Source organism: Pseudoalteromonas sp. CH_XMU1449-3, assembly GCF_037027245.1.
Lineage (GTDB): Bacteria > Pseudomonadota > Gammaproteobacteria > Enterobacterales > Alteromonadaceae > Pseudoalteromonas > Pseudoalteromonas shioyasakiensis.
In genome coordinates, this window is the sequence record NZ_JAYMDY010000004.1 from 142,656 (window position 1) to 167,732 (window position 25,077).

Here is a 25,077-nt window from a genome sequence, read left to right on the forward strand (position 1 = left end):
ATGCGCAATATAAATATGGATGTTTTACGGGGTATTGCGGTACTCGGCTTGATGTTTATGAACATCTACACTTTTGCTGTGTTCGAGTACGATTATACCCCAAGTGCTACGCCACCATTTTCAGATTCACTAATATACATTTTTAATACTGCTTTTATTGATGGGCGCTTTAGGAGCCTTTTTTGCTTGCTATTTGGTGCGTCTTTAGTAATTCAATGGCAGCTTTGGCAAAGCGTCGAGGAGCAACATAAGCGACTAAAAGTTTTGGCTTTTATAGGCCTTGCCCATGGTTTTTTATTGTGGGCTGGCGATATTTTGTTTATTTATTCTTGTGCAGGCTGGTTAACGCTTAAATTTAGCCAGCAAGATGACGAAAAAATACTGCGTATGGGCATGTTGTTCTTAGTTCTCGGTGCCTTTATTTCATTTTTACTTGCCTTTGTAGAGCCTGAGTTTAACCCTGTAACGAGAAGCTCTGAGAGTTTTTTAATGGCGTATGACGCGGCTTATTCTTCTTATTTTGCAGGATTCGTCAGTAACTTTCTGATTTTTATAATAATGCTTATTGCTGTGCCGCTTATCACTATGTGGATGGCTGCAGGGTTAATGCTGGTGGGCGTTTATTTATATAAACAAGGGGTATTTGTTAAAGGTTTAACACACTCTCAGCTTAAGTTGATTACTGCTGCAGCGATAAGTTTTACGGCCCTAAGGTTGATGATAGAGCCTGACCAAAGTGTATTCATGTACGCGATTGCTGAACCGATTAATTGGCTTGCTGCTTTAGCTATGGCCATTTGTTATTGCCACATCATTGTGAAAATAGTTAAAAATTCCCCCAGTAACTGGTTGCTGTTACAGCAAGCCGGTCGCATGTCATTAACGCTATATCTAATGCAAACAGTGATTTTTATTCTGTTTTTTAAAGTCGCATATCCAACCGCAGCACTTAATTTTGATCGCATAGATTATTGGTTGGTTATTGCTATTGTGCTTGTTTTTCAATTGTTTTTTTGTAAAGTGTATAGTCAGTACTTTACACATGGTCCGTGTGAATTAATTTGGCGAAAATTGTCTAGATAATTCCTCGTATACTACAATCAAAGAAAAACAAAGCGGAGTGGTAATGCGAGTTTGCTTGTTGGTTTTTACATTGCTTTGCTGTTCACCACTTTATGCTGGCGAGCAATTCTCTGTGCTGTTAGTTAACCCCTCAGTTAAAACTGATTTGTTTTGGCAAAAAGTGACTAATGTGATGCAGGTTGCTGCCAAGCAAAATAATGTTTCTCTCACAACAATTTATGGCGGTGGAAATCGCCACATTCAATTAGCCGAACTCAAACAATACCTGCAATATAAGCCCAAACCTGATTACGCAATTTTAATCAATTACCCAGGTGGTGCAGAGCAGTCAATGAGCTTGCTTGAGCAACATAAAGTGAATTTTATCACCCTTGAAGAAACGATTGTTGGCGTAGAGCGTGACGAAGTGGGTAAACCCCGTCAGCGCTTTAAGTATTGGTTAGGTGAAGTATTTCACGATAACTTCAAAGCGGGTGAGCAACTTGGCAAAGCCTTACTTGATGAGGCGGTAAATACAAAACAAACGCCTCACTTTGTTGCGATTAATGGTCATTATGGCACAGAGTCTGACACCCGTAGTGACGGCCTTGTCCATTATTTACGAAAACAAGATGTTGAGCTTGAGCAAGTTGTGTATGCCAGTTGGAATAAGCAAGAAGCCGAGAATAAAGTGAGCCGATTATTACAACGATACCCAGATACGAATGTGATTTGGTGCGCCTCTGATTTAATGGCGCAAGGTGCCCTAGAAGCAGTAAAAGGTAAAAAAGATAAAACCTATTTCATTGGTGGCATTGATTGGCTTGATGATAATTTAGACTTAATAGAACAACAAAAACTCACAGCCAGTGTTGGCGGGCATTTTATGATGGGAGCATGGGCTTTAATTAGCGTGGTCGATCATCATAATGGCAACCCTTATTGGCAAAATCACGATGAGATTAAGTTTCAGCTTGGGGTGATCACAAAGCACAATATTCAAAGTTACAGCTGGCTAAGAAACATCAAAGATTGGTCGGTTATCCCTTTTGAAACCTTCTTACTGCAAAACAGCAAAAGCACTGAGTACGCCTTCGATTTTGATACGCTACATAGTTTATTGAGCGAAAAGCCCAAAAACGCAGCGCAACACTAAAAGTGTAGTCAAAGAGCCTAGATTCTACCTAGCTTGGTAAAGGCTTCTGGTATAAACTAGCGGCTTTAAAATCCAGACAGAAGTGTGCCATGACAGAGTTAAAGCGATTAAATAAATTTATCAGTGAAACAGGTTTTTGTTCACGCCGTGAGGCAGATAAATATATTGAAGAAGGTCGTGTTACTGTTAACGGCAACTTGCCTGAAATGGGCGTAAAAGTTAGTGACGCCGATGATGTACTTATTGATGGCAAACCTTTAAAAGCAAAGCCTAAGCTGGTTTATATTGCCTATAACAAACCTGTTGGCATTACTTGTACAACAGAGCGAAAAATTCAAAGCAATATTGTTAAAGCCGTTAATTACCCAGAGCGTATTTTCCCAATCGGACGCTTGGATAGACCTTCAGAAGGCTTAATTTTCTTAACTAACGAAGGCGACATCGTTAATAAAATTCTTCGCGCTGGTAATAATCATGAAAAAGAATACGTAGTGACCGTTGATAAACCACTTAATCGCCAGTTCGTGAATAAGATGGCAAACGGTATTCCTATCCTCGATACCGTTACTAAAAAGTGTAAGGTCAAGCAAACTGGCCCACAGCAATTTACCATTGTACTAACACAAGGCTTAAACCGCCAAATACGTCGTATGTGCGAATATTTAGGTTATGAAGTGGTGACACTAAAGCGCACGAGAATTATGAACGTGACCCTAAAGGGTTTAAAAGTAGGGCAGTGGCGTCACTTAACAGAACAAGAAATGGCTGAGATCAATAACTCAATTGCCGACTCAGGTAAAACCGAAGAGCGTTCAATTGATGAAAACAAACAGCCAACGCAAGCTCGTGCTAAGCAAAAGCCACGCAATGAAGAAGAAAAAAAGCGCGACTTTTCTAAATACGTGAAAAAAGCACGCAGTGATGCTAAGCAAGGTCAATCAAGATCAAAAGCTGGCAATCCACACTCATCAAAACTAAATCAAACTAAGCGTAGCAGTACCAAACGCACAGGTACATTAAGCCTGAAAAAGTAAGCTTGAGCTTTTAAAATGTAGTGTTTGAATAGCTTTTTAAGCTGTGGCAGTTTTAGTTACCAGTCATTCTAATTAAGAAAAAGCCCTAACAGTTTGCTGTTAGGGCTTTTGGTTGAGAGCCAATCTGTATTAATTAGCGTGACGCTGTTTAGGTACTTTGATCTTAAACAGCATGGTATAGAGCACAGGCACAACAATTAGTGTCAGCACTGTCGCAAAACCAAGACCAAACATAATGGTTACCGCCATTGACTGGAAGAACACGTCAAATAGCAGTGGGATCATGCCTAAAATGGTGGTAATTGCAGCCATCGCTACAGGGCGAACACGGCTTACACCTGAGTCGAATACTGCTTTGTAAGGGTCTTTACCACTATCGAGTTCAAGATTAATTTGATCAACTAATACAATGCCGTTTTTAATGAGCATACCGCTTAAGCTCAGTAAGCCAAGCAGGGCCATAAAGCTAAATGCTGCATTCATTAGTAATAAACCAGCTGATACACCCACAATGGCTAGTGGCACTGTTGCCCAAATCACTAAAGGCTTTTTAACTGAATTGAACAGCAACACTGTGATTGCGAACATGGCTAAGTAACCAAGAGGTAATGAACCGAAAATAGCTTTTTGCGCATCTGTTGACGATTCATATTCGCCGCCCCATTGCAATTCATAACCACGTGGTAGTTCAATAGCTTCAATGTCTTTGCGAACACGTGCAAAGAGCTTCGCTGGAGTTTCATCGCCAATGACATCGTGGTCGGCCATTACAGTGATGGTACGCTTACGATCACGTCGCATGATCAAGCTGTCTTCCCACTCAACAACAAAGTCATCAACCACTTGTGTCACCGGTACAAACACACCTAACACTGGGCTGTAAATTTGTAAGTCACGTAAGCTTTCAACGTTTAAACGCTCTTCAGCAGGTGAGCGAGCAATAATTGGCAGCATTTGTGTGCCGTCTTTATAAACGCCCACTTGTTTACCCGATAAGCTAGTTAACAGCAGCTGATCAAGGTCAGATTTAGCAATCCCTAAACGACGGGCTTTTTGCTCGTTAAATTGTGGACGAATTAACTTCGAGCGAGCACGCCAATCGTCACGAATATTAAATGCCCCCGCATCTTGATGCAGAATGTCTTTTGCCTCTTTTGCTAATTGGCGAAGTACCACAGGATCAGCACCAGAAAAACGGGCTTCAATTTTTGCATCTGTTGATGGGCCAATTTCCATACGTTTAACTTTAAGCTGAGCATCAAGTACATGCTCGTGTTGGTAATCGCGTACTTTTTTGATCATGGTTGTAACAGCTTCGCGGTCTTTTACTCGAATAATCAATTGCCCATAAGCTGGGTATGATTTTTCAGGTGCGTAAGTCAGCATGAAACGCGGTGCACCTTGACCAACCGTTGTGGTTATTTCTTCAACCAGTGGGTCGGCTTGTAAGAATTTTTCGAGCTTTGCAACACCATCCATTGTGGTATGAATATCAGCGCCTTGCGTATGCCAATAATCGACATAAAACATAGGAGTATTCGATGCAGGAAAGAACGACTGCTTGATAAATTTAAAGCCATAAACTGAGCTAACAAGCAGGATCACCATCAGCAGTAGCGTAGTTTTACGGTACCGCATTGCTGTATGCAATACGCCTTTATAAACATTAAAAATAACACCTTGATAAGGGTCTTCATCGTGATGCGGCTGTTTTTCAGTGGCTTGTTTAAACATTAAATCAGCGAAGAAAGGCGTTAAAGTAATGGCTGTGATCCAGCTTAGTAACAATGAAATAAACAACACCCAGAACAAGCTGCCAGCAAACTCACCACTGGCATCTGAACTCAAGCCAATCGGCGCAAAGGCAGTAATAGCAATAACCGTAGCCCCCAGTAATGGCCACTTGGTTTGATTAACAATGTTAGTCGCCGCTTGCAGTTTTGTTTGTCCGCGCTTGAGGTTAATTAATATACCTTCGGTAACCACAATGGCATTATCTACCAGCATCCCTAAGGCAATGATTAAAGCACCAAGCGAAATTCGCTGTAAATCAATGGCAAATAACTTCATGAAAATGAAGGTACCTAGTACGGTCAGTAGGAGTATTACACCAATCAATACGCCGCTCTTAAAGCCCATAAAGACTAAAAGCACAATAATAACAATGGCAACGGCTTCAAGTAGGCTGATAATAAAGCCACTTACTGACTTTTCTACTTCAGCAGGTTGGTTATAAACGCTGTTTATTTCCATACCATGTGGTCGTTGATATTCCAGTGACGCTAAGTGGGCATCAATATTTGCGCCTACATCAACAACGTTAACGCCTGTGCTAAATGACACGCCAACCAGTAATGCTTGCTGTTGGTTATAGCGAATAATATTGTTAGGGACTTCGGCGTACTCACGAAAAACGGTAGCAACATCACCTAAGTAAATAAGCTCATTTTCACCTGGCTTAGAAATAAGTAAGTTTTCGAGCTCTTTTACGTCTTTAAATTCACCGGTTGGGTGTAAGCGAATTGATTCATCGCCAACGCGGACTTTACCTGCGTTCGACACGCTATTTTGAGTTTGTAAAAGCTGGTAAATACGATTAGGCGAAATACCTAATTGGGCAAGTTTGCGGGTTGAAATCTCAACCATTACTTGTGCTTGTTGCTCACCACCCACGGTTACTTTACTAACGCCATCAACCAAAACAAGCTCACGTTTTAAATAATCAACGTAATCTTTAAGCTCATCGTAAGAATAACCATCACCAGTGACTGCATACATCACTCCGTATACATCACCAAAGTCATCCATAATCTTGCTTGGATAAACACCAGAGGGCATCGACGATGCCTGATCATTGATTTTGCGACGCAACTCATCCCATATTTGACGTAAGTCTTGTTTACGGTAATTACTTTTCATCTCGACGGTAATTTGCGATTTACCCGGTGATGAAATACTGGTTACGTAATCAACATACGGTAGCTGTTGAATTGCATTTTCAATAGGGAAAGTGACTTCTTCTTCAACCTGCTGTGGTGACGCGCCCGGATAAAGGGTGATCACCATGGCTTTTTTTAGGGTGAATTCAGGGTCTTCTAGTTGTCCTAAGCCAAAGTAAGCGACGGTTCCACCAATCAGTAAAAACAGCGCGAACATCCAGCTAATGACTTTTCTTTCAATAGCGAGTGCAGCAAAGCTCATTATAAGCCTCGCTCTTTTTGCCATGGACGCACTTTCATGCCTTCTTCTAAAAAGTGCACGCCAGCAGCCACAACGATTTGGCCTTCTTTAATACCTGAGAGTACTTCAATGCCATCACGGTGTAATTGGCCAACTTCAACAGCTTGTTTGTGCACTAAACCGGTGTTTTCGTCATAAAGCCACACATAGCTGTTATCGTTTTCAGACTCAGTAGGCTCAGAGAATACCGCCTCAACTGGCAGTAGTGTATAAGGTGACTGTGAGCTGGTGATTTTGCTTAAATCTATATCAACGCGGCCAGTCATACCGGCAAGTAGATTAAAATCTTCTGGCACAGGTAAAGAAAACACAACTTTATACGTTAAAGTAATTGGGTCGGCTTGGGTATCAAACTCTTTGACCGTTAATTGATATGACTTGTTTGGGTAACCATCAAATACAACATCAGGTTGGTAATGTACGTCTTTATCGATGCGTGCAATGAGTTTTTCGGGTACTTGAATAACCACGTCCATTAGGTCACGGGTTTCAAGACGAAGGATGTTTTGTTTTGCTTGAATGTTTTCAAAGTTTTTCACAAACACTTTTGCTACAGTACCTGCGAATGGCGCGCGTAATTCACTATTATCGAGGTTGGTTTTGGCAATTTTTAGCGCTGACTCAGCAACCTGTTTATTGGCAAGGGCTTGGTCTAACTCAGATTGACTGGCAATAGAGCGGTTAAAAAGCTTTTGCACACGCTCAAGTTGAGACGCAGCAAGTTCAAAGCGTGCTTTACGTTCTTCGTACTGCAGTTGAAAATCTTCAGGATCCAGTTTTGCTAAAAGCTCTCCCTTTTCAACGTGTTGGCCCGCAAGTGCAGGGAACTCAAGTAACTCACCATTTACTCTAAAAGCGAGATAAGAACCTTGGTTAGCAACCACTTCAGCAGGAAAGCTGCGAATGCTTTGCTCTGAATTATTACCAATATTAAAAAGTTTAACAGGACGTACTACCGGCTCTGCTTCATCTTGCTGTGCTTGCTCTGAACATGCCACAAGAAGCAAAAACATGCTGCTCATTAACGCGGCGGTTGCCAATCTCATTGTCTTCTCCATAGATAAGAAAGCATAAATTTGCTGCAGGATACGCTGCAAAGATATAAAATAAAAATTATTAAATTTTAGAAACAGCATAAATTTTATTTATATAGTTTGCCATTAATGAATTTAAATCAATTAATCATTCTAGATGCTATTGTGCAAAGCACTAGTTTGAGCCAAGCCGCACTTAAATTGCATAAGACTCAACCTGCGCTCACGTTAGCTATTAAGAAGCTAGAATCAGAGCTAGGGTTTGAGCTACTAGACCGAAGCCAATACAGGTTACATTTAACTGAGAATGGCCGTATTTTTTATCGTGAAGCCAAGCAATTACTTAATGCAAACAGTGAGTTAAGCTCACTTGCTAAAGAGCTGGCACTAGGTAATGAAGCCAATTATAAAATTTGTTACGAGCAACTTTGCCATCAAAATAGTTATAACCAAGTGATCAGCCAAACCTTCAAACGTTTTGCTAGTACTGAGTTTAGTATTTCTTCAGGTAAGCGCTTTGTATCTCTAGAGCAGGTTAATAGTCATCAGGCTGATTTAGGAATTGGCCCTTGGTTTGATTTGTTTCATGCAACAGGGGATCTCGAAAGTTTACCGATTGGTAAATTTGATATCGGTATTGTCAGTGCGCCTGATGTAGTGCCAAGTGAAATCAGTTTTGCAGATATTCAAAATTACCCGTGTTTAGCCATGTTTGAAAGTGACTTGAGTTTTGACAGTGATAGGCTTTCTTATACGCTAGGCTCTGCGTTAATGAAAATTGACGATATAACCAGTGTTAAGTCGTTTTTGCTCTCTGGTGCGGGCTGGGCAATGATCAGTTTGCAACATTGCCAAGCGGAAATCGATGCTGGTTTATTACAACAAATTAAAATTATCGATCGTGAACACCAGTTTGGCGCAGAAATTCGAGTTTTTAGACAGCACTCAGTTCATCATGGCCCTGTTGCAAGAGCTATTTGGCAAGATTTTAGCGAGGTCAGTAAACAGTATTTGGAGTCGAGTCGTGCAGCAGGCAACTAAAGAAGATTTAATTTATACCATTATTTGCGCCATTCCTGAGGGGAAAGTTGCCAGTTATGGGCAAGTAGCAAAGCTTGCGGGATACCCTAATAACTCAAGGTTAGTGGGGCGGTTATTAAAAGTGATGCCCGAGGGCTCAAGCATTCCATGGCACCGGGTGGTTAATAGCCAAGGTAAAATATCTTTTCCAGAAGGCAGCAATAAACACCTTGAGCAACGACAAAAACTACTCAGTGAAGGTGTTACTTTTAATAAGGATAAAATTAATATGCGCCTGCATCAATGGGACTAATAAACATACAAACTAATTGATAAGTAGTGACAAACACATCCAACTAGCACAAATACATGCCAAATTGCATGGCTGTAATGGCGGGTTTTAGCGCTGTAAAATACAGTGCCTAAACTGTAGGCAATCCCGCCAGCTAGCAGCCACCATAAAGCGCTTAAATCGAGGTTCAAATAAAGTGGATAAACAAGTGCTAATGCAAACCAGCCCATTAATAAATAGGTAGCGAGCGAGACTTTTTTATTCGTGTTTTTGACCAGTAATTTATATGCAACACCACCAAGCGCTAAAGACCAAATAAACACTAAAGCAGCAATTGCCCAAGCCCCAGATAACGAAATAACCAAATAAGGCGTGTAGGTACCTGCAATAAGCAAGTAAATCGCACAGTGGTCACATTTTTTATAAATGGCTCGTATACGCTCTCTGGTACTGGCGTGATATAAGGTCGAGGCTAAAAATAATACCAGTAGGCTTGAGCCATACACGATGGCACTTACCGTAGCTGACATAGCTTTAGATTGTGAAACTAAGTCCCACAGTACATATACCGCAAACAGGACTCCCATGCCGTGAGTAAGCACGTTAAGTTGTTCTTCTTGGCGTGAATAAGGGAGTTGCTCTGTCATATCTATCTACTAAAAATGAGTGAATAAAACAGTTTCAGTGTACAAGTGTGCGCTGAAATTGGCAATGCTTATTTTTTCACTAAATGTTGGTCAAAACATTTAAATCTATTGGTTTTATTAACCAACCCTGAATAAGGTTAAAAAACCAATTAATAATTAAAGCATTAAAAATCAATATTTTAAAATTTATTTTCAGGGTGGCACAACCTTTGATTAAGTAATTACGACTAATTACTTAAAGAGACAAGGAATACCACTATGAATAACTCACTTAAATTAACTACTGCTGCGTTACTTGTATTAGGGTCAACTCAAGCAAGTGCTACTGACTTTGAATTAGATATCAGCAACACAATTACACAATCTGTTAAAAGCTATGTTCAACAAGCGAGTAACGAGCTGAAAGAAAGCGTAATGAACAGCATTGAGTTTGATGCTCAAAAGTTACTAGATACTTACATGAGTGAAGATGCAATTGCTTCGAAAGAAGAAGAGTTAAAAGTTGCTCAAGCTCCTAAAGCAACAAACAAGCAGTAAGGAAACAAGACAATGAGTAGTGAAATCAGCTTATTTTTACTTATGGTTGCACCGGTTTTGAGTTTACTCAGTGCATATGCATCTATCGAATTATTTCGTAACGTTGCACAATGGTTCAACTTCTAAGTTACAAAGTAGATATTAAGATTTCATGAAATATTGATCGGCGGATTAAAAGCGCACGTAATTAAAGGCATGTGGTTTTAGAATAGTAGACTTTATGAAGCGTGCGATTTTTCCTTTACCGGTTTTTATTTTACCTGAAGGGTTCACCAAGCTAAGAATTTTTGAGCAGCGTTACTTAACGATGGTCAAAGAAGCTGTACAAGATAACACTGGTTTTGTGCTGTGCACTTACCAACACGATACAGATCTTAACTTGCCCGAAATTGGTTGTTTAGTGCAAATAACCGACTTCAATCAAGATGATAATGGTCAATTATTAATTGATGTTTATGCTGAGCATGCAGTGTCTATGCATAACGCTTTTCAGGATAAGCAGCAACTTCGACATGCTGACATCGAAATAATTACGTCACCTTCATGGTACGTAAGCACGCCAATTAATGACGAAAACACTTTATTGAGTGACACACTTCGTGCTGTATTTGCAAATCAGCCGGATTTAGCAGGTCTATATAAAGCCCCACAATTTGATAACCTTGCTTGGGTTGTTGCTCGCTGGCTTGAAATTTTGCCTATATCGTTAGTTAAAAAACAACAACTTGCTTATAAATCTAACTTTGAAAACTTGCTAAGTTTCCTCCATACTCTAATCAACAACGAATTTACTGATTAATGTGATCTAACATCAACTTTTTGCCGTATTACTTCTAACGACAATAATTGGATGACATAAAGATGGTAAGTCAACAACTTCAAACAGGTTGTAAACCTAACACAGGTCAATACTCTGCCATGCCAGATACTCCAAGCAAAGAGCTTGCTGATGCTTTATTTGCTGTTGCTGAGCACCGTGATAAACGTGCGTTTGCAATACTTTTCCAATATTTCTCACCAAAAATTAAACGTTTTGGAATAAAGCAGTTCGGTTCTGAAGCACAAGCGATGGAATTAGTTCAAGAAACACTAACCTCAGTTTGGCGTAAAGCACACCTTTACCATAAAGAAAAAGGTGCAGCGACAACTTGGGTATACACAGTAATGCGTAATGCCTCTTTCGATATGCTAAGAAAAATGAAGAGCAGTAAAGAAGAGTGCATTAGTGAAGATATCTGGCCATTGATTGATGAAGCCGAGCCGGGGCAGCACGAATTTAGTGACCACTTAGAAGATAAACAGATTAAACAATACCTTGATAAATTACCGCTTGCGCAACGTGAAGTTGTGCGCGGGGTGTACTTTCAAGATATGTCGCAAGAGCAGCTTGCTGAGCATTTAAATATTCCCGTAGGCACAGTGAAATCTCGTCTTCGCTTAGCCTTGCAGAAGTTACGCAATGAAATGGGAGATCACCATGATTAAGCACCATCCTAGCAACGAATTACTTGCCAAATTCAGTGAAGGTAATCTACCTGCCACTTTGAGTGTTGCAGTCGCTATTCATGTTGAAATGTGCCCTGTGTGTCAAAAAGAACTCGCTGCGCTTGAAGCAAAAAACGCTGACAATGCATTTACTGAATCAGCTACCGACTTGGATGATATGTTCGATAAAACTCTTTTTGATGCCATTATCGCTGATGAATCAATTGATGAAGTGTACGAGCAAGAACAGGTATCGGTTGATGTTAAAGATAAAACCTACACATTACCTAGAGCACTTACGCGTATTGGTCACAGTAACTTTATGCAAATAGGTAAGCTTGCTCGCTCTCGCATAGATTTAGACGACGGCCCATTACGAGCAAGTCTACTGCACATTGATGCGGGTGGTGAAATACCTGAGCACACACATACTGGATTTGAGCTCACTTTATTATTAGATGGGGAGTTTAGTGATGAAGACGGACACTATGTACCAGGTGACTTTATGATGTTAGATGGTCGCCACAATCACACGCCAAAAACAATTGAAGGGTGCTTGTGCTTTACAGTTGTTAGTAGTGCCCTACACTTCAATAAAGGTATTAGTAAATTACTAAATCCAATTGGTAATCTAATCTATTAGTAGAGTTTATATGCAGCAATCAACAATTAAAATTGGTTTAAGCGCCTGTTTAGCAGGCGACAAAGTTCGCTTTGATAGCGGGCACAAAAAATCTAATTTTTGCATGGATGAGTTGGCTAACCATGTCGAATATAAAAAGTTTTGTCCTGAAGTAGCGGTAGGGCTACCAATCCCTCGACCAACTATTCGTCAAGTGCGTGTTGGCGATACTATTAAAGTGTGCCGCCCAGATGGCACTGGCGATGTTGGGCCTAAGTTAACAGAATACGGTAAACGTGTTGCTACAGAACAAACTGCAGAATTAAGTGGCTTTGTGTTTTGCGCTAAAAGTCCTAGTTGCGGTATGGAACGTATTAAAATTTATAACGAAGCGGGTACTGGCAATACTTCAGAAGGTGTGGGTTTTTTTGCAGAGCAAATAATGGCACATAACCCATTGTTACCATGCGAAGAAAACGGTCGTTTAAATGATATGCATCTTCGCGAAAACTTTGTAATGCGTGTTTATACCTACAAGCACTGGCAAACATTAAGCGAGCAACCACTCACAGTACATAGATTGACTCAGTTTCATGCCCAATATAAGTACTTATTGATGGCGCATAACTACGAAGCTTACCGTAATCTAGGAAACCTACTTGGCACTTTTGATGGCGAAGATATCCAAACTTTGGCTGATGAATACATTTTAGGGTTAATGACAGCCCTTAAAAAACCAGCTTCACGTAAAAATAACGCTAATACATTAATGCACTTGCAAGGTTATTTTAAAAAATCACTTTCTAAGATTGAAAAGCAAGAACTACGTGATGCCATCGATGAATATCGCCAAGGCTTGGTGCCACTATACGTACCACTTACGCTAATTAAGCATCATTTAAAAGTGCATCCAAACGAGTATCTTGCTAAGCAAGTGTATCTTGACCCCTATCCGAACGAATTAAAACTACGCTACGGAATTTAATGAATACATTATTTTGGTTTAGGCGCGATTTGCGCCTTTTTAATAACGACGCTTTGTATCAGGCAATCGAAAATGGTTGCAGAAATGCGGTATTTTTTATTACTGAAAAGCAATGGCAAAAGCATGATGTGGCTGCTATTCAGCTAGATTTATTAAAGCGTAGGCTTCACTTTTTAGGTGAGCTATTAGCTAGCAAAGGTATTGAATTACATATTATTGATGCAGCTGATTACGCCGGTTGTGTTGAAAAATTAGCGTCATTTTGCGAGCAACATCAAGTAAAAAATGTATACGCCAACAACGAATATGAACTTAATGAAGTAAACCGAGATAAAGCCTTTTTACAGCACGCTGATAGTAAAGGGATTGCTTTTTACGCATACGACGGTGATGTAATTGCGCCACCAGGGAGCATCAAAAATCAAAGTGGTGAAATGTTCAAAGTATTTACGCCATTTAAAAATGCATGGCTTAAAACTTATCAAGACACCCACTTTTATTTTGCTGAGCCGCCTGAGATGTTCGAGGCCATTGAATGGCAGCCAAGTGAGTTATTAGCCTCAGACGGCAGCTCAGAAAAATGGCCCGTTGATGATGAAACGCTCAGCCACGTTTGCGCGCGCTTTATTGAAGAGAAGCTAGCAACATATCAAGACCATCGTGATATCCCAAGCATTAAAGGCACTTCAGGTTTAAGCCCTTACTTAGCACTTGGCATTATTAGCGTTCATCAATTATTGGCACTGATCCAACAGCGCCACCCAGATGTACTACGCAGTAGTAAAAGTAACTTATTTTGTTGGGTTAACGAACTGATTTGGCGTGAATTTTACCGCCATCTTATCGCGATTTATCCAAACCTAAATAAATACGATAACTTTAATGAGAAATACAATGCCGTGAAGTGGCGTGATGATGACAGCGAGTTTAAAGCATGGTGCGAAGGTAAAACAGGCTATCCATTAGTTGATGCTGCAATGAGGCAACTACTGCAAACTGGCTGGATGCATAACCGTTTACGCATGGTAGTCGCGAGCTTTTTAACCAAGCACTTATTAATTGATTGGCGTAAAGGCGAGCGTTTTTTTATGCAGCATCTCATAGACGGCGACCTTGCCTCTAACAACGGTGGCTGGCAATGGGCTGCAAGTACGGGGTGTGATGCTCAGCCGTATTTTCGAATTTTTAATCCTATCACCCAAAGCGAGCGATTTGATCCAGATGGTGAATTTATCCGTAAATATTTACCAGAGCTGGAAAAAATTCCTGCTAAGCAAATCCATTTTCCGCATGATTATTTAGCGAAACAGGGTAAGTCGAGCAGTTATTGGCCAGCAATTGTTGATCATAAAGCCGCGCGAGAGCGAGCGCTAAACGCATTTAAGGTGTGACATGGACAAGGCGATCCTTGATAGGTTTATTGATGTTTATCAATCACTCAATAAAGACAATTTACAGTTATTGGATGAAATCTATCATCCAGATATTCAGTTCGCAGATCCCTTGCATGCGGTAAATGGTCTTGGGGAGCTGAGTGACTATTTTAAAAACCTCTATGCCAATGTGCTTTCTTGTGAATTTGCTATCGAAGACAGCTATGTTACTGAAAATACTCAGAGCAAAGACGACATCGCGTTTATTTATTGGACCATGCATTATCGCCATCCAAAGCTCAATAAAGGCCAAGCAATCTCGGTTGCAGGCCATAGTCGTTTAAAATTTTCTGGCGATAAAATAATTAACCATCGCGATTATTTTGATGTAGGTGCTATGCTCTACAGGCATATTCCAGTGCTTGGCTCGGCTGTGAAATACATCGATAAAAGAGCGAGTGCATAATGACGACATTAATTACAGGTGCAACCTCAGGTATTGGCGAGTCATTAGCAAAGCTTTATGCAGACAATAATGAACAGGTCATTGCATGCGGTAGAAATACAGAAAAGCTTGCTAAATTGAGCCAGCATCAAAACATTGAGTCTTGCCAGTTTGACGCAACCGACCTTCAAGATATTCGTTCGAGCACAGTGGCCTATACACAATTCGATCGTGTCATTCTAAATGCAGGCAATTGTGAATATATTGATGATGCTCGTAATTTTGATAGCAGTTTGTTTGAGCGGGTGATCACGACCAACCTGCTCAGTATGGGCTATTGCCTAGAGGCGTTATTACCAAAAATAAAGCCCGGTGGTCAGCTGGTGATCGTAAGCTCTAGTGTGACTTATTTACCCTTACCGCGCAGCCAAGCTTATGGCGCGTCTAAAGCCGGTGTAAGTTATTTAGCTAATAGCTTAGCGGTTGATTTAAAAGATATCGATGTCACTTTAGTTCACCCAGGTTTTGTTAAAACGCCGCTTACAGACAAAAATGACTTTCCTATGCCTATGGCTGTGAGTGCAGAAAAAGCGGCAAATTATATTTATAAAGGGGTCGCGAAAAGGCGCAAAGAAGTGCACTTTCCGCACCGTTTTACCTTCATTTTAAAATTTTTAAGAATGCTTCCTATGCCAATTTGGCTGAAGCTTGCAAAAGGATTATCACGTTGAAAAAAGTGGCTGTTATTGGATCTGGCATAGCGGGTTTAAGCTGTGCGCACCTATTGCATAAACATTACGATGTAACCGTATTTGAGAAAAACGACTACATAGGTGGCCATACTGCAACCATAGACGTAAAAGTTGATGGCGTTGAGTACGCTGTTGATACTGGCTTTATTGTCTTTAACGACCGAACTTACCCATATTTTGAAAAGCTACTTAAGCGCTTGGGCGTTGAGCGTCAGAAAACCCAAATGAGCTTTAGTGTGCATAACGAACAAACAGGCTTTGAATATAACGGTCATACTTTTTGGAGTTTGTTCGCACAAAAACGCAATATCTTTCGCCCTAAATTCTGGAAACTTTTAAAAGACATTGTTCGCTTTAATGATGTGTGTAAATCATTACATGCTGAAAAAAATTATAAAGAAAATCAAACTCTAGGTGAGTTTTTAGACGAGCATGATTTTAACGAGTTCTTCCGTTTTCATTATATCTTGCCGATGGGCGCTGCTATTTGGTCAACAAGCATTAAAGAAATGGCGGAAGTTGGCGTAGAGTTTTTTGTTAAGTTCTTTTATAACCACGGTTTGTTGGATATCACGAATCGCCCGCAGTGGTATGTTATTCCGGGTGGCTCTCGCGAATACATTAAACCTATGATCCAAGGTTTTGCTGATAAAATTCGTTTAAATAGTAATATCAGCTCGGTATCTCGAAAAGATGATAGTGTGCATGTCCATTTTGATGATGGCCATAGTGAAACATTCGACAAAGTTGTGTTTGCTTGCCATTCAGATCAAGCTTTAAAGCTGTTATTAGACCCTAGCGAAGACGAAAAAAGTGTTCTATCAGCGATACCTTATACGGCTAATTCAGTGGTACTACACACTGATACTACACTGCTACCAAAACGCAAAGCAGCATGGGCGAGCTGGAATTATCTGTTAAATAACAACACAGACAAAGCCGCAGTGGTGACTTATCAGATGAATATTTTGCAAGGCATTAAGAGCGACAGGCAATTTTGTGTCACGCTTAACCACCTTGATGGCATTAATAAAGATAAAATTTTACGCGAGTTTACTTATCATCATCCGGTATTTAATAAACAGTCGATGGCCGCTCAGCAGCAAAAGTCTCTTATTGACGGTAAAAATAATAGCTATTTTTGCGGTGCGTACTGGTACAACGGCTTCCACGAAGACGGTGTAAGAAGTGCTGTAAATGTGGCAAAGCAACTCGGAGTCGAGTTTGAATAGCGCCATATATGTAGGTGATGTTCGCCACAGGCGCTTTGCCGTCAAAGAGCATCACTTTAAGTACCCGCTTTATATGATGTGGGTTGATTTAGCTAAGCCTGATGAACTTAATGGTGTTCACCCTTGGCTTGGCTTAAGTGGTTTCAAGGCGCTTAAATTTAATCAGAGCGACTATTTTAGTTATCAAACCGATATGCAGCTGCCACTCAAACAGCGTGCACTTAATAAAATTAAAGAGCTTGGCATTGACGATGAATTTACCCATGTTTTTATGCTCGGACAGGTGCGCTGTTTAGGAATTTATTTTAGCCCGGTTAACTTTTTCTTCTTTCAAACTAGTCATGGCGATTTCACTCACATGCTTGCTGAAGTCAGCAACACACCTTGGAATGAACGTCATTATTATGTCGTACCCCTTGAAAAAAAAGTGAACTTTAAAAAGGTTTTCTCCGTATCACCTTTCATGAACTTAGATATGAACTATCATTGGCATATTAGAATGAATTCTGATAACACCATGATTCATATTGAAAATAAAAAAGACGACACTCTTTTGTTTGATGCAACCCTGCGTTTGCAAAAGCACCCTCTCACGAAAGAGCAGGTTGGTGCCGTGCTTAAACAGTTTCCGGCCATGACGTTAAGTATTTTTAAAGGTATTTACCTTCATGCTTTGAAGTTGTTTTGCAAACGTGTGCCATTTATTGGCCACTCGGGCAAACAAGAGAATTCAACTAGGTGATGTGATGGAAAAAGTATCAAATTTAACACAAGCCCAAACGACCGGCTGGATGACAAAGCTTTATAAAAAACTGGTAATAGGTGCATTCAACAGTATTAATGTCGGTTGCATTACCCTAAAAGAGGGTAATCAAAAAGAGCAATTCGGTGACATTACAAGTGATTTACATGCAACCGTCACGGTAAATGATGCTGCTATGTATAAGTCATTTGCGTTATCTGGTAGTGTGGGTGCCGGAGAGGCTTATATTCTCGGCTATTGGGATTGTGACAACCTTACTAAACTTATTGAAATATTTGCCCTTAATCAAGAACAGCTAGATGCATTCGAGAAAAAATTCGCTTTCTTAAGTGGCATTGCGCACCGAGTTAATCACATTAAAAATAAAAACTCAGCAAGCGGTTCAAAAAAGAACATTGCGGCGCACTATGATTTAGGCAACGATTTATACAGTGCATTTTTAAGTGACGAAATGTTGTATTCATGTGCTGTTTACCCGTCAAAACAAGCTAGCCTTGAACAGGCCCAAGAGCACAAACTATCATTGATTTGTGAGCAGGTTGATTTACAACCAGGTGATTCGGTGATTGAGATTGGCACAGGGTGGGGCGCCTTTGCGATTTATGCAGCAACACATTTTGATTGCCATGTAACGACGACCACCATTTCTGATGAGCAACATGCCTATGTTGAACAAAAGGTTAAAGAGCTTAACCTTGAGCATAAAGTTACTTTATTAAAGCAGGATTACCGCCTCTTAGAGGGCAAGTACGATAAGCTTGTATCAATTGAAATGATTGAAGCTGTCGGTCATGAGTATTTGCCTGGCTTTTTTGCAAAATGTCAGTCTTTATTAAAAGACAATGGTGCCATGCTTATTCAAGCAATCACCATAGCTGATCAGCGTTACAGCCATTACCTTAAAAATTCCGATTTCATTCAGCAGTACATCTTCCCAGGTGGCTGTTTGCCTTGTTTAGATGAAATGAATAAGCAAATAAAGCAGCAAACAGACATGGTTGTGCATAGTGTAAAAGATATTGGTGTTCACTATGCAAGAACACTGGCTGATTGGCGCGAGCGCTTTGTCGCTAGCTGGCCTGAAATAGATAAAGTCAAATTTGACCAGCGATTCTATCGTTTATGGTTATTTTATTTAGCTTACTGTGAAGGTGCGTTTAGAACCCGTGCTATCAGTACCGTTCATTTAGTTGCCCGTAAACCTCGTTTTGGCCATTCTGGCGATGATATCGCGCTCGATTATTAATTTTGCTCTGTTTCAAGGAGTCTGGTTTATGGCCTTACTCCTTGAGCATAACTCTCTGATACCCGCTTTAGCTGTTGTCGCTTTGATGATTTATCTATCAAAGCAACGCCAGCAAGATAGTTGGCTACTCTTATGTGGCTTGCCTCTCGCACTGGTCTATGAATGGCTTGCCAGCAGCTTAAATTTACTTGCCTTTAAAGTTAGCCCTTTTCCTTTATGGCTTGCTGTACTTTGGGCTGCATTACTTTTAACCATTAATACTTCGATGCAGTTTTTACAAAAGCTGCCTTGGTATATTGCTTGGGGTGTTTGCGCGTTATTTGCTCCTGCTAGTTACTACGCTGGAATGCGCTTTGGAGTGCTTAATACTGAGCTCGTTCTGTGGCAGTTTTGGCTTGTGTATGGCTTAGGTTGGGCAAGTATGTTTATGGCTATTATCGCTATTAATAAGCGATTTTTAACGGCTAAATGATCAGTTTTAAGTGGTTCACCGTAGTGTTTGATAACACAACTTTAAGGATTATTTGATGAAACAGTCACTTAATTTAAGTTTATTTGCTGCGTTATTGTTCTCTGCGGTCGTATATGCAAATGGCTTTAAAACGGTGGGCCAAGCGAAAATGGAGTATCTGTTTTGGGATGTTTATAACGCGAAATTAGAGACCCCATCGGGTTCGTATCAGTTTGGCCAACACCCCAGCAAACTTACACTCACCTATTTGCGGGATTTCGATGCGAAAGATATCGTCAAAGCAACCAACGAGCAATGGCAACATTTAAAGCTTAATGACATGGTAGGTGCTTACGATAAACAATTATTAACTCTATGGCCTGATATCAAAAAAAACGATTCGTTGTCGTTTCAAACCAACGAGCAAGGGATCGGTACTTTTTACTTTAATGATAAAAAGCTAGGTCGGATCGATGATAACAGATTCGCTGACAACTTCTTAGCAATTTGGCTAAGCGCCGACACGTCTGAACCATCACTTCGTAAACAGCTTATTGGAGGGAAACATGATTAAGCTCAAAGCACTCTTTATTTTCGCTATGGTACTGTTAATTACCAGCTGCTCTGCGCCTGATGTTGATTATTATCAAGGAACAGAGCCTAAGTTTGACTTTAAGCAGTTTTTTAGTGGTGAGCTCAAAGCCTACGGCGTTGTGCAAGACCACAAGGGTGAGTTAACACGTAAGCTGGTTGTTGACATGCAAGCATCTTGGAACGGCAATCAGGGAGTGATTGACGAGCAATTTGTTTATGATGATGGCGAAACGCAAACGCGTGTTTGGTACATTACCATTAATGATGATGGCAGTATCACAGGGACAGCATCAGATGTGATTGGCGAAGCAAAGGGTGAGAGCAATGGAAGCGTGTTCCATTGGACATATTCTGTCGAGCTTCCATATGATGGTAGTACTTTAGTGGTAAATTTCGATGATTGGATGTACTTGGTAACACAATCACGCTTGATAAACCGTACCGCTATTGATAAGTTTGGCTTTGAGGTCGGGGAAGTTACCTTGGTTATCGAGAAAATTGAATGATGGTTTAGCTATCATAAAATTTTGTGATGGAAGTTAAATTAAGTCTTTATTAATACTGATATCACTAACCTTGTGATTGATAGTTAAATAGTAGTCATTTTTGAATAAATTACGTAAAAATAGCAATTTGCTGTTGCTAACTTCTCAAAAATGCATAAAGATAGGTTTTGCGAAGGCAAAATAATAACGAATAGGAATCTAACAATGAATAAAGCTCAATTAGTTGAAAAAATTGCTACTGATGCAGAAATCTCAAAAGCGGCAGCAACTCGTGCACTAGATGCATTCACTGGCGCAGTTACTAGCTCTCTTAAAGAAGGTAACTCAGTAGCATTAGTTGGTTTCGGTACTTTCTCAGTAAAAGAGCGCGCAGCGCGTACTGGCCGTAACCCACAAACTGGTGCAGAAATCCAAATCGCAGCAGCAACTATCCCAAGCTTTAAAGCGGGTAAAGGTCTTAAAGACCAAGTTAATCCTTAATAGGGTAACTTACTAATTATTGAAAAAAGGGCTTATAGCCCTTTTTTTGTATCTGGAGTTTTGTCGCGCTAGCGAAAAAGGCTTATGCCTTTAACGCTTTATCACCACGACCAATACCAACCGCACCTGAACGTACAACTTCAATAATGTCTGATTCATGACGCAAAGTATCAAGGAAGGATTCAATTTTTTCTGTGCTCGCTACAAGCTGTAATGTGTAACTATGGCGACCCATATCTAAAATAGCTCCTTGGAACACATCAGCAACACGCGTTACCGCTGCACGAGTGGTTTCATCTTGGGCGAAAACTTTCACCAATAATAGCTCACGCTCGATATGTGCCATTTCGGTTAAGTCAATAATCTTTAGAACATCTACCAGTTTGTTAACTTGCTTAGTAATTTGCTCAACGATGCGATCATCACCCATGGTTGTAATGGTAATACGCGAAAGAGAATGATCGTCAGTCGTGCCAACAGTCAAGCTATCGATGTTGTAAGCGCGCTGTGAAAATAAGCCTACAATGCGCGATAACGAGCCAGGTTCGTTTTCTAATAAGATTGATAAAATACGGCGCATTATGCTTTTACTCCTTTACGTAACCACATATCATCGACTGCCCCTAGCTTGATTTGCATAGGGTAAACATGTTCTTTTTCATCTACACAGATATCTAAAAATACCAGTCTGTCGTTTATAGACATGGCTTTTTCAATAGCAGGCTGAAGCTCATCAATATGATCAACGCGAATACCTACGTGGCCATAGCTTTCTACTAATTTTACAAAATCAGGAAGTGATTCCATGTAAGAAGATGAGTGACGACCTGAATACATCATATCTTGCCATTGACGTACCATGCCCAGTGAGCGGTTATTCAACGACACAACTTTCACAGCTAAATTGTATTGTAAGCAAGTTGATAGCTCTTGAATGTTCATCTGTATTGAACCATCACCCGTCACACAGATAGACTCTTTATCAGGGAAAGCAAGCTTAACGCCCATTGCTGCAGGTAAACCAAAGCCCATGGTGCCTAAGCCACCAGAGTTGATCCATTGGCGAGGGTGTTTAAACGGATAATACTGAGCTGCAAACATTTGATGCTGACCTACATCAGAGCTAATGTAAGCATCACCATTGGTTGCTTTGTAAATTGCCTCTATAACGGCTTGTGGTTTGATTTTATCGCCATCTGTGCTGTAGCTTAGGCATTTTTGTTCACGCCAGCTAATAATTTGACGCCACCAGTCTTCTTGTGCCGAACGATCAATTGAAATAGGGCTCTTATCAATCGCCGTTTGTAACTGCTCAAGCACTGTTTTCAAGCAGCCAACAACCGGGATGTGCGCTTTAATTGTTTTAGAAATAGAGGTTGGGTCAACATCAACATGAACGATAGTGGCATTGGGGCAGAACTTTTTAACGTTATTTGTTACCCGATCATCGAATCGAGCGCCTAAAGCTAAAATAACATCAGCATTTGCCATGGCTTTATTTGCCTCAAGGCTACCATGCATACCTAACATACCAATAAAGTTAGGGTGAGTACCGCTGATACCACCTAGGCCCATTAAGGTGTTAGTGATTGGCGCATTTAATGATTCAACCAAGTGAGTTAGTTGCTCAGAGGTATTTGATAGAATAATGCCGCCACCTGAGTAAATAACCAGTTTTTTAGCTTCTAAAATTGCGCTAACCGCTTTGCGAATTTGTTTTGAGTGGCCTTTAGTGTTCGGGTTATAAGTTCGAAGCTCAGTTGTTTTTGGAAATTCGAATGGGAACTTTAGCTCTGGATTAAGCATATCTTTAGGTAATTCAACCACAACTGGGCCAGGGCGGCCTGTGCTGGCTAAGTAGAATGCTTTAGCTAAGATCGTTGGAATATCCTTTGCGCTGCGACAGTTATAGCTGTGCTTTACGATAGGGCGAGAACAACCAACAATATCAGTTTCTTGGAATGCATCATCACCAATTAAACCAGTAGGAACTTGGCCAGATAACACCACCATTGGGATAGAATCCATGTACGCTGTCGCGATACCTGTTACACAGTTTGTAGCGCCAGGGCCAGAAGTTGCTAGCACCACACCTACTTCGCCGGTAGCACGGGCATAACCATCAGCCATATGAGTAGCGGCTTGTTCATGACGTACTAAGATATGTTCAATATCTTCTTGTTGAAATAACGCGTCGTATAAATCAAGAACAGACCCACCAGGGTAGCCAAAAATATACTTAACATTCAATTCTTTAAGTGCCCGAACAACTAGTTCGGATCCATTATATTCAGTTGTACTCATCCTCATTCCTCTGTGTGTGCAAGCATAAATGCATAAAAAAACCCCCGCATAGGGCGGGGGTTTTTTAAAAAGCGTGCTTTCACCTTTTAATAGCCTCCCGCTGGGCTTGTAACTAAGACCAGTACGAGAACGTTGACGACTAAAAGGTGACGGCGAATATTCATTATTTTTTAATTTTCTTCTAAAAAATGCACAGCCGACTAGATGGCTGCTGTTTAAAAAATGTTAGGAGTATTTTTAAGCGTTTTGGAAACTGATGTCAACCGCAAAAGTGGCTTTTTGCATTAATTTTTCTGTATTTTTGTTTTTTGATATTTTTGTTGCATCTACATGCTTTATTATCATTATTTTGGGGTGTAACTATGCATTGAATTGTTCGTGTGGCAAATTGCTAACTATACCAATAGATAATGCATTTACGTTACTGCCTTGCATAACTTAGCTACTATCAGAATCGGATTCTTTTTTATAATTAGACACCCACTTTTACACCTCGCTGCAATAAGGTTTGGTTAATTTTTGAAAAGACAGCCAACTTAAATATTTAACCAGACACCCATCTTATTTTTAATAAGAATCAGCTAAAGATAGATGTGAATTATTCAGAACAAGTTGAATTGCTATAAGAATGGTGATTTTTTATTGTTATCAATTAAATTTCAGCCTTATGTGCTGAGTTAATTTTTTAGTTTTACACACTGGTCAGCGCTAGTCGCAGTAGTCGTTATGCCTCTAGAATTAAAAGGATTGGATTTGTAAAATTGACTTCTAGTGTCGAATGCGTAACTAAGTAAATAAGGCTAAGCTATTAGTTATAGAGCTTCTTCGTTTTCGTTTCATATGATTAGTATAAGCTGTGATTGCTTGTTCTTTACCTGCAGTATTTTTAAACGAGCGGGTAAAGGAAGTGGTGAGTGTGAGCCAGTTTTCAGTACAAATGTTTAACCTTTCAAGTATTGGTAATGCCTTTTCTGGGATTTTCCCTGGCTTATCTTCTCGTATTGACCGCCCAGTCCAATCAACAAGTTGCAGGTATGTTTTGAGCTCAAATGGTAGTCCCTTAGGCATATGTTTACGAGGTTTACCTGCAAAGCGCATAAGCGATTTCGGTTGCTTATTATTTTGAGCTGCATTAATTCTAGATTTAATACTGGTGTAGTCAGATTGCTCAGGTAAATCAGCCGCTTTTGCTCTAACAGGATTTAAATCTACATAAGCAAGGCATGCAGCAAGTGCTGCTTCATCAAGTAAAGCTTGTGATTTAAAGCGACCTTCCCAAAATCGACCTTTGCACTCATCTTCTTGATTCGCTTTTCGTGCAATACTTTCATTAAGCACGCGCATAAACCAACTAATGCTGCTGAGCCGTTCTCGATATAAATTTACTCTGGTATTAACCGCAGCGTGTTCAGGTTGTGTTAGCAATTCGCCATTTAAGAATCGTTGGCAAAGGAATGTACTTTTGAATAACTTGTGCCATCTAATAAGAATCGCTTTATTATTTAGGCGCTTTGCTTTTGCTATATCAATGTGAAGAACTAGATGTGTGTGATTACTCATAACTGCGTAGGCACAAATATCAATACAAAATATTCGCCCAAGTTGAAGTAGTTTCTTTTCAACCCAATCGCGCCGGTGTTCATACGAACGACCCGTTAGTGGGTCTTGCCCGCACAAATAAGCGCGACGAACGCAGCGTGAAATACAGTGATAGTAAGGTGTATTTGAAACACTAATTAAGTTTCTACGTGGGGTTGCCATGCTCTTCTCCTCCATGAGTTGAACAATTTAAGTTTAGTCATAATTTTGAGAAGTGA

General features: G+C 40.3%; 26 protein-coding genes. 20 read left to right on the forward strand and 6 right to left on the reverse strand.

What is annotated here, in order from left to right:
* The 3 genes from WA256_RS06985 (at position 1) to rluF (ending at position 3,252) form a co-directional block, all read left to right on the forward strand.
* Positions 1-1,083 carry a DUF418 domain-containing protein gene (locus WA256_RS06985; RefSeq protein ID WP_335990109.1) on the forward strand — a complete coding sequence of 361 codons (1,083 nt, stop codon included), beginning with the start codon at positions 1-3 and terminating at the stop codon, positions 1,081-1,083.
* 43 nt (positions 1,084-1,126) lie between these two features.
* Positions 1,127-2,218 (forward strand): ABC transporter substrate-binding protein, encoded by a 1,092-nt coding sequence (locus WA256_RS06990; RefSeq protein ID WP_335990111.1) that lies wholly within the window; start codon positions 1,127-1,129, stop codon positions 2,216-2,218.
* An 89-nt stretch (positions 2,219-2,307) separates the two neighbouring features.
* Positions 2,308-3,252 carry a 23S rRNA pseudouridine(2604) synthase RluF gene (rluF, locus tag WA256_RS06995; protein WP_335990112.1) on the forward strand — a complete coding sequence of 315 codons (945 nt, stop codon included), beginning with the start codon at positions 2,308-2,310 and terminating at the stop codon, positions 3,250-3,252.
* Positions 3,253-3,381: 129 nt separating this feature from the next.
* Here the strand turns inward: rluF and WA256_RS07000 are convergent, their stop codons facing one another.
* Complete coding sequence (locus tag WA256_RS07000; RefSeq protein ID WP_062565683.1) at positions 3,382-6,453, reverse strand: efflux RND transporter permease subunit; 3,072 nt, start codon at positions 6,451-6,453, stop codon at positions 3,382-3,384.
* Positions 6,453-7,538, reverse strand: a complete 1,086-nt coding sequence (locus WA256_RS07005; RefSeq protein WP_250660533.1) for an efflux RND transporter periplasmic adaptor subunit — start codon at positions 7,536-7,538, stop codon at positions 6,453-6,455. The genes WA256_RS07000 and WA256_RS07005 overlap by 1 nt, the downstream gene beginning before the upstream one ends.
* 117 nt (positions 7,539-7,655) lie before the next feature.
* Between WA256_RS07005 and WA256_RS07010 the strand changes: the two genes are divergently transcribed.
* Positions 7,656-8,567: a LysR family transcriptional regulator gene (locus tag WA256_RS07010; protein WP_335990114.1), complete on the forward strand. Its 912-nt coding sequence runs from the start codon at positions 7,656-7,658 to the stop codon at positions 8,565-8,567.
* Positions 8,551-8,859 (forward strand): MGMT family protein, encoded by a 309-nt coding sequence (locus WA256_RS07015; RefSeq protein ID WP_063530092.1) that lies wholly within the window; start codon positions 8,551-8,553, stop codon positions 8,857-8,859. The genes WA256_RS07010 and WA256_RS07015 overlap by 17 nt, the downstream gene beginning before the upstream one ends.
* On the opposite strand, the gene trhA is transcribed toward WA256_RS07015, so the two are convergent.
* A complete protein-coding gene (trhA, locus tag WA256_RS07020) occupies positions 8,856-9,485 on the reverse strand; it encodes a PAQR family membrane homeostasis protein TrhA (protein WP_130167625.1) in 630 nt (209 codons plus the stop codon). The two genes, WA256_RS07015 and trhA, sit on opposite strands and share 4 nt — an antisense overlap.
* Before the next feature lie 258 nt (positions 9,486-9,743).
* On the opposite strand from trhA, the gene WA256_RS07025 reads away from it, so the two are divergent.
* The 15 genes from WA256_RS07025 (at position 9,744) to WA256_RS07095 (ending at position 20,956) form a co-directional block, all read left to right on the forward strand.
* A complete protein-coding gene (locus WA256_RS07025; RefSeq protein ID WP_054562366.1) occupies positions 9,744-10,022 on the forward strand; it encodes a hypothetical protein in 279 nt (92 codons plus the stop codon).
* 220 nt (positions 10,023-10,242) lie between these two features.
* Positions 10,243-10,821, forward strand: a complete 579-nt coding sequence (locus WA256_RS07030) for an LON peptidase substrate-binding domain-containing protein (RefSeq protein WP_055021069.1) — start codon at positions 10,243-10,245, stop codon at positions 10,819-10,821.
* Positions 10,822-10,883: 62 nt separating this feature from the next.
* Positions 10,884-11,507 carry a sigma-70 family RNA polymerase sigma factor gene (locus tag WA256_RS07035; protein ID WP_054562364.1) on the forward strand — a complete coding sequence of 208 codons (624 nt, stop codon included), beginning with the start codon at positions 10,884-10,886 and terminating at the stop codon, positions 11,505-11,507.
* A complete protein-coding gene (locus WA256_RS07040) occupies positions 11,500-12,150 on the forward strand; it encodes a ChrR family anti-sigma-E factor (RefSeq protein WP_250660535.1) in 651 nt (216 codons plus the stop codon). The genes WA256_RS07035 and WA256_RS07040 overlap by 8 nt, the downstream gene beginning before the upstream one ends.
* A gap of 10 nt (positions 12,151-12,160) precedes the next feature.
* The gene (locus WA256_RS07045) at positions 12,161-13,114 is read left to right on the forward strand and encodes a YbgA family protein (protein WP_130052665.1); all 954 of its coding nucleotides are present in this window, start codon (positions 12,161-12,163) and stop codon (positions 13,112-13,114) included.
* Complete coding sequence (gene phrB / locus WA256_RS07050) at positions 13,114-14,505, forward strand: deoxyribodipyrimidine photo-lyase (RefSeq protein ID WP_335990126.1); 1,392 nt, start codon at positions 13,114-13,116, stop codon at positions 14,503-14,505. Before WA256_RS07045 ends, phrB begins: the two co-directional genes overlap by 1 nt.
* 1 nt (position 14,506) lies before the next feature.
* Complete coding sequence (locus WA256_RS07055) at positions 14,507-14,953, forward strand: nuclear transport factor 2 family protein (RefSeq protein WP_335990129.1); 447 nt, start codon at positions 14,507-14,509, stop codon at positions 14,951-14,953.
* The gene (locus tag WA256_RS07060) at positions 14,953-15,663 is read left to right on the forward strand and encodes an SDR family NAD(P)-dependent oxidoreductase (protein WP_335990131.1); all 711 of its coding nucleotides are present in this window, start codon (positions 14,953-14,955) and stop codon (positions 15,661-15,663) included. The genes WA256_RS07055 and WA256_RS07060 overlap by 1 nt, the downstream gene beginning before the upstream one ends.
* The gene (locus tag WA256_RS07065) at positions 15,660-16,916 is read left to right on the forward strand and encodes an NAD(P)/FAD-dependent oxidoreductase (RefSeq protein WP_335990133.1); all 1,257 of its coding nucleotides are present in this window, start codon (positions 15,660-15,662) and stop codon (positions 16,914-16,916) included. Before WA256_RS07060 ends, WA256_RS07065 begins: the two co-directional genes overlap by 4 nt.
* The gene (locus WA256_RS07070) at positions 16,909-17,658 is read left to right on the forward strand and encodes a DUF1365 domain-containing protein (RefSeq protein WP_335990135.1); all 750 of its coding nucleotides are present in this window, start codon (positions 16,909-16,911) and stop codon (positions 17,656-17,658) included. The genes WA256_RS07065 and WA256_RS07070 overlap by 8 nt, the downstream gene beginning before the upstream one ends.
* Before the next feature lie 4 nt (positions 17,659-17,662).
* Positions 17,663-18,925, forward strand: a complete 1,263-nt coding sequence (locus tag WA256_RS07075; protein ID WP_335990136.1) for a cyclopropane-fatty-acyl-phospholipid synthase family protein — start codon at positions 17,663-17,665, stop codon at positions 18,923-18,925.
* Entirely contained in the window at positions 18,903-19,397 is a 495-nt protein-coding gene (locus tag WA256_RS07080; protein WP_335990138.1) for a DUF2878 family protein, read from the forward strand. Before WA256_RS07075 ends, WA256_RS07080 begins: the two co-directional genes overlap by 23 nt.
* A 55-nt stretch (positions 19,398-19,452) precedes the next feature.
* Positions 19,453-19,950 carry a chalcone isomerase family protein gene (locus WA256_RS07085; protein ID WP_335990140.1) on the forward strand — a complete coding sequence of 166 codons (498 nt, stop codon included), beginning with the start codon at positions 19,453-19,455 and terminating at the stop codon, positions 19,948-19,950.
* On the forward strand, positions 19,943-20,476 hold the full coding sequence (locus tag WA256_RS07090) for a DUF3833 domain-containing protein (protein WP_054562353.1): 534 nt from the start codon (positions 19,943-19,945) through the stop codon (positions 20,474-20,476). The genes WA256_RS07085 and WA256_RS07090 overlap by 8 nt, the downstream gene beginning before the upstream one ends.
* A gap of 204 nt (positions 20,477-20,680) precedes the next feature.
* Complete coding sequence (locus tag WA256_RS07095) at positions 20,681-20,956, forward strand: HU family DNA-binding protein (RefSeq protein WP_004586404.1); 276 nt, start codon at positions 20,681-20,683, stop codon at positions 20,954-20,956.
* An 82-nt stretch (positions 20,957-21,038) separates the two neighbouring features.
* On the opposite strand, the gene ilvN is transcribed toward WA256_RS07095, so the two are convergent.
* The 3 genes from ilvN to WA256_RS07110 all read right to left on the reverse strand — a co-directional run bounded on the left by ilvN (position 21,039) and on the right by WA256_RS07110 (position 25,021).
* Positions 21,039-21,536, reverse strand: a complete 498-nt coding sequence (gene ilvN / locus WA256_RS07100) for an acetolactate synthase small subunit (protein ID WP_054551998.1) — start codon at positions 21,534-21,536, stop codon at positions 21,039-21,041.
* Positions 21,536-23,260, reverse strand: a complete 1,725-nt coding sequence (locus tag WA256_RS07105) for an acetolactate synthase 3 large subunit (protein ID WP_166340826.1) — start codon at positions 23,258-23,260, stop codon at positions 21,536-21,538. The genes ilvN and WA256_RS07105 overlap by 1 nt, the downstream gene beginning before the upstream one ends.
* A gap of 786 nt (positions 23,261-24,046) precedes the next feature.
* Complete coding sequence (locus tag WA256_RS07110) at positions 24,047-25,021, reverse strand: transposase (RefSeq protein WP_062565670.1); 975 nt, start codon at positions 25,019-25,021, stop codon at positions 24,047-24,049.
* Positions 25,022-25,077: the final 56 nt, after the last annotated feature.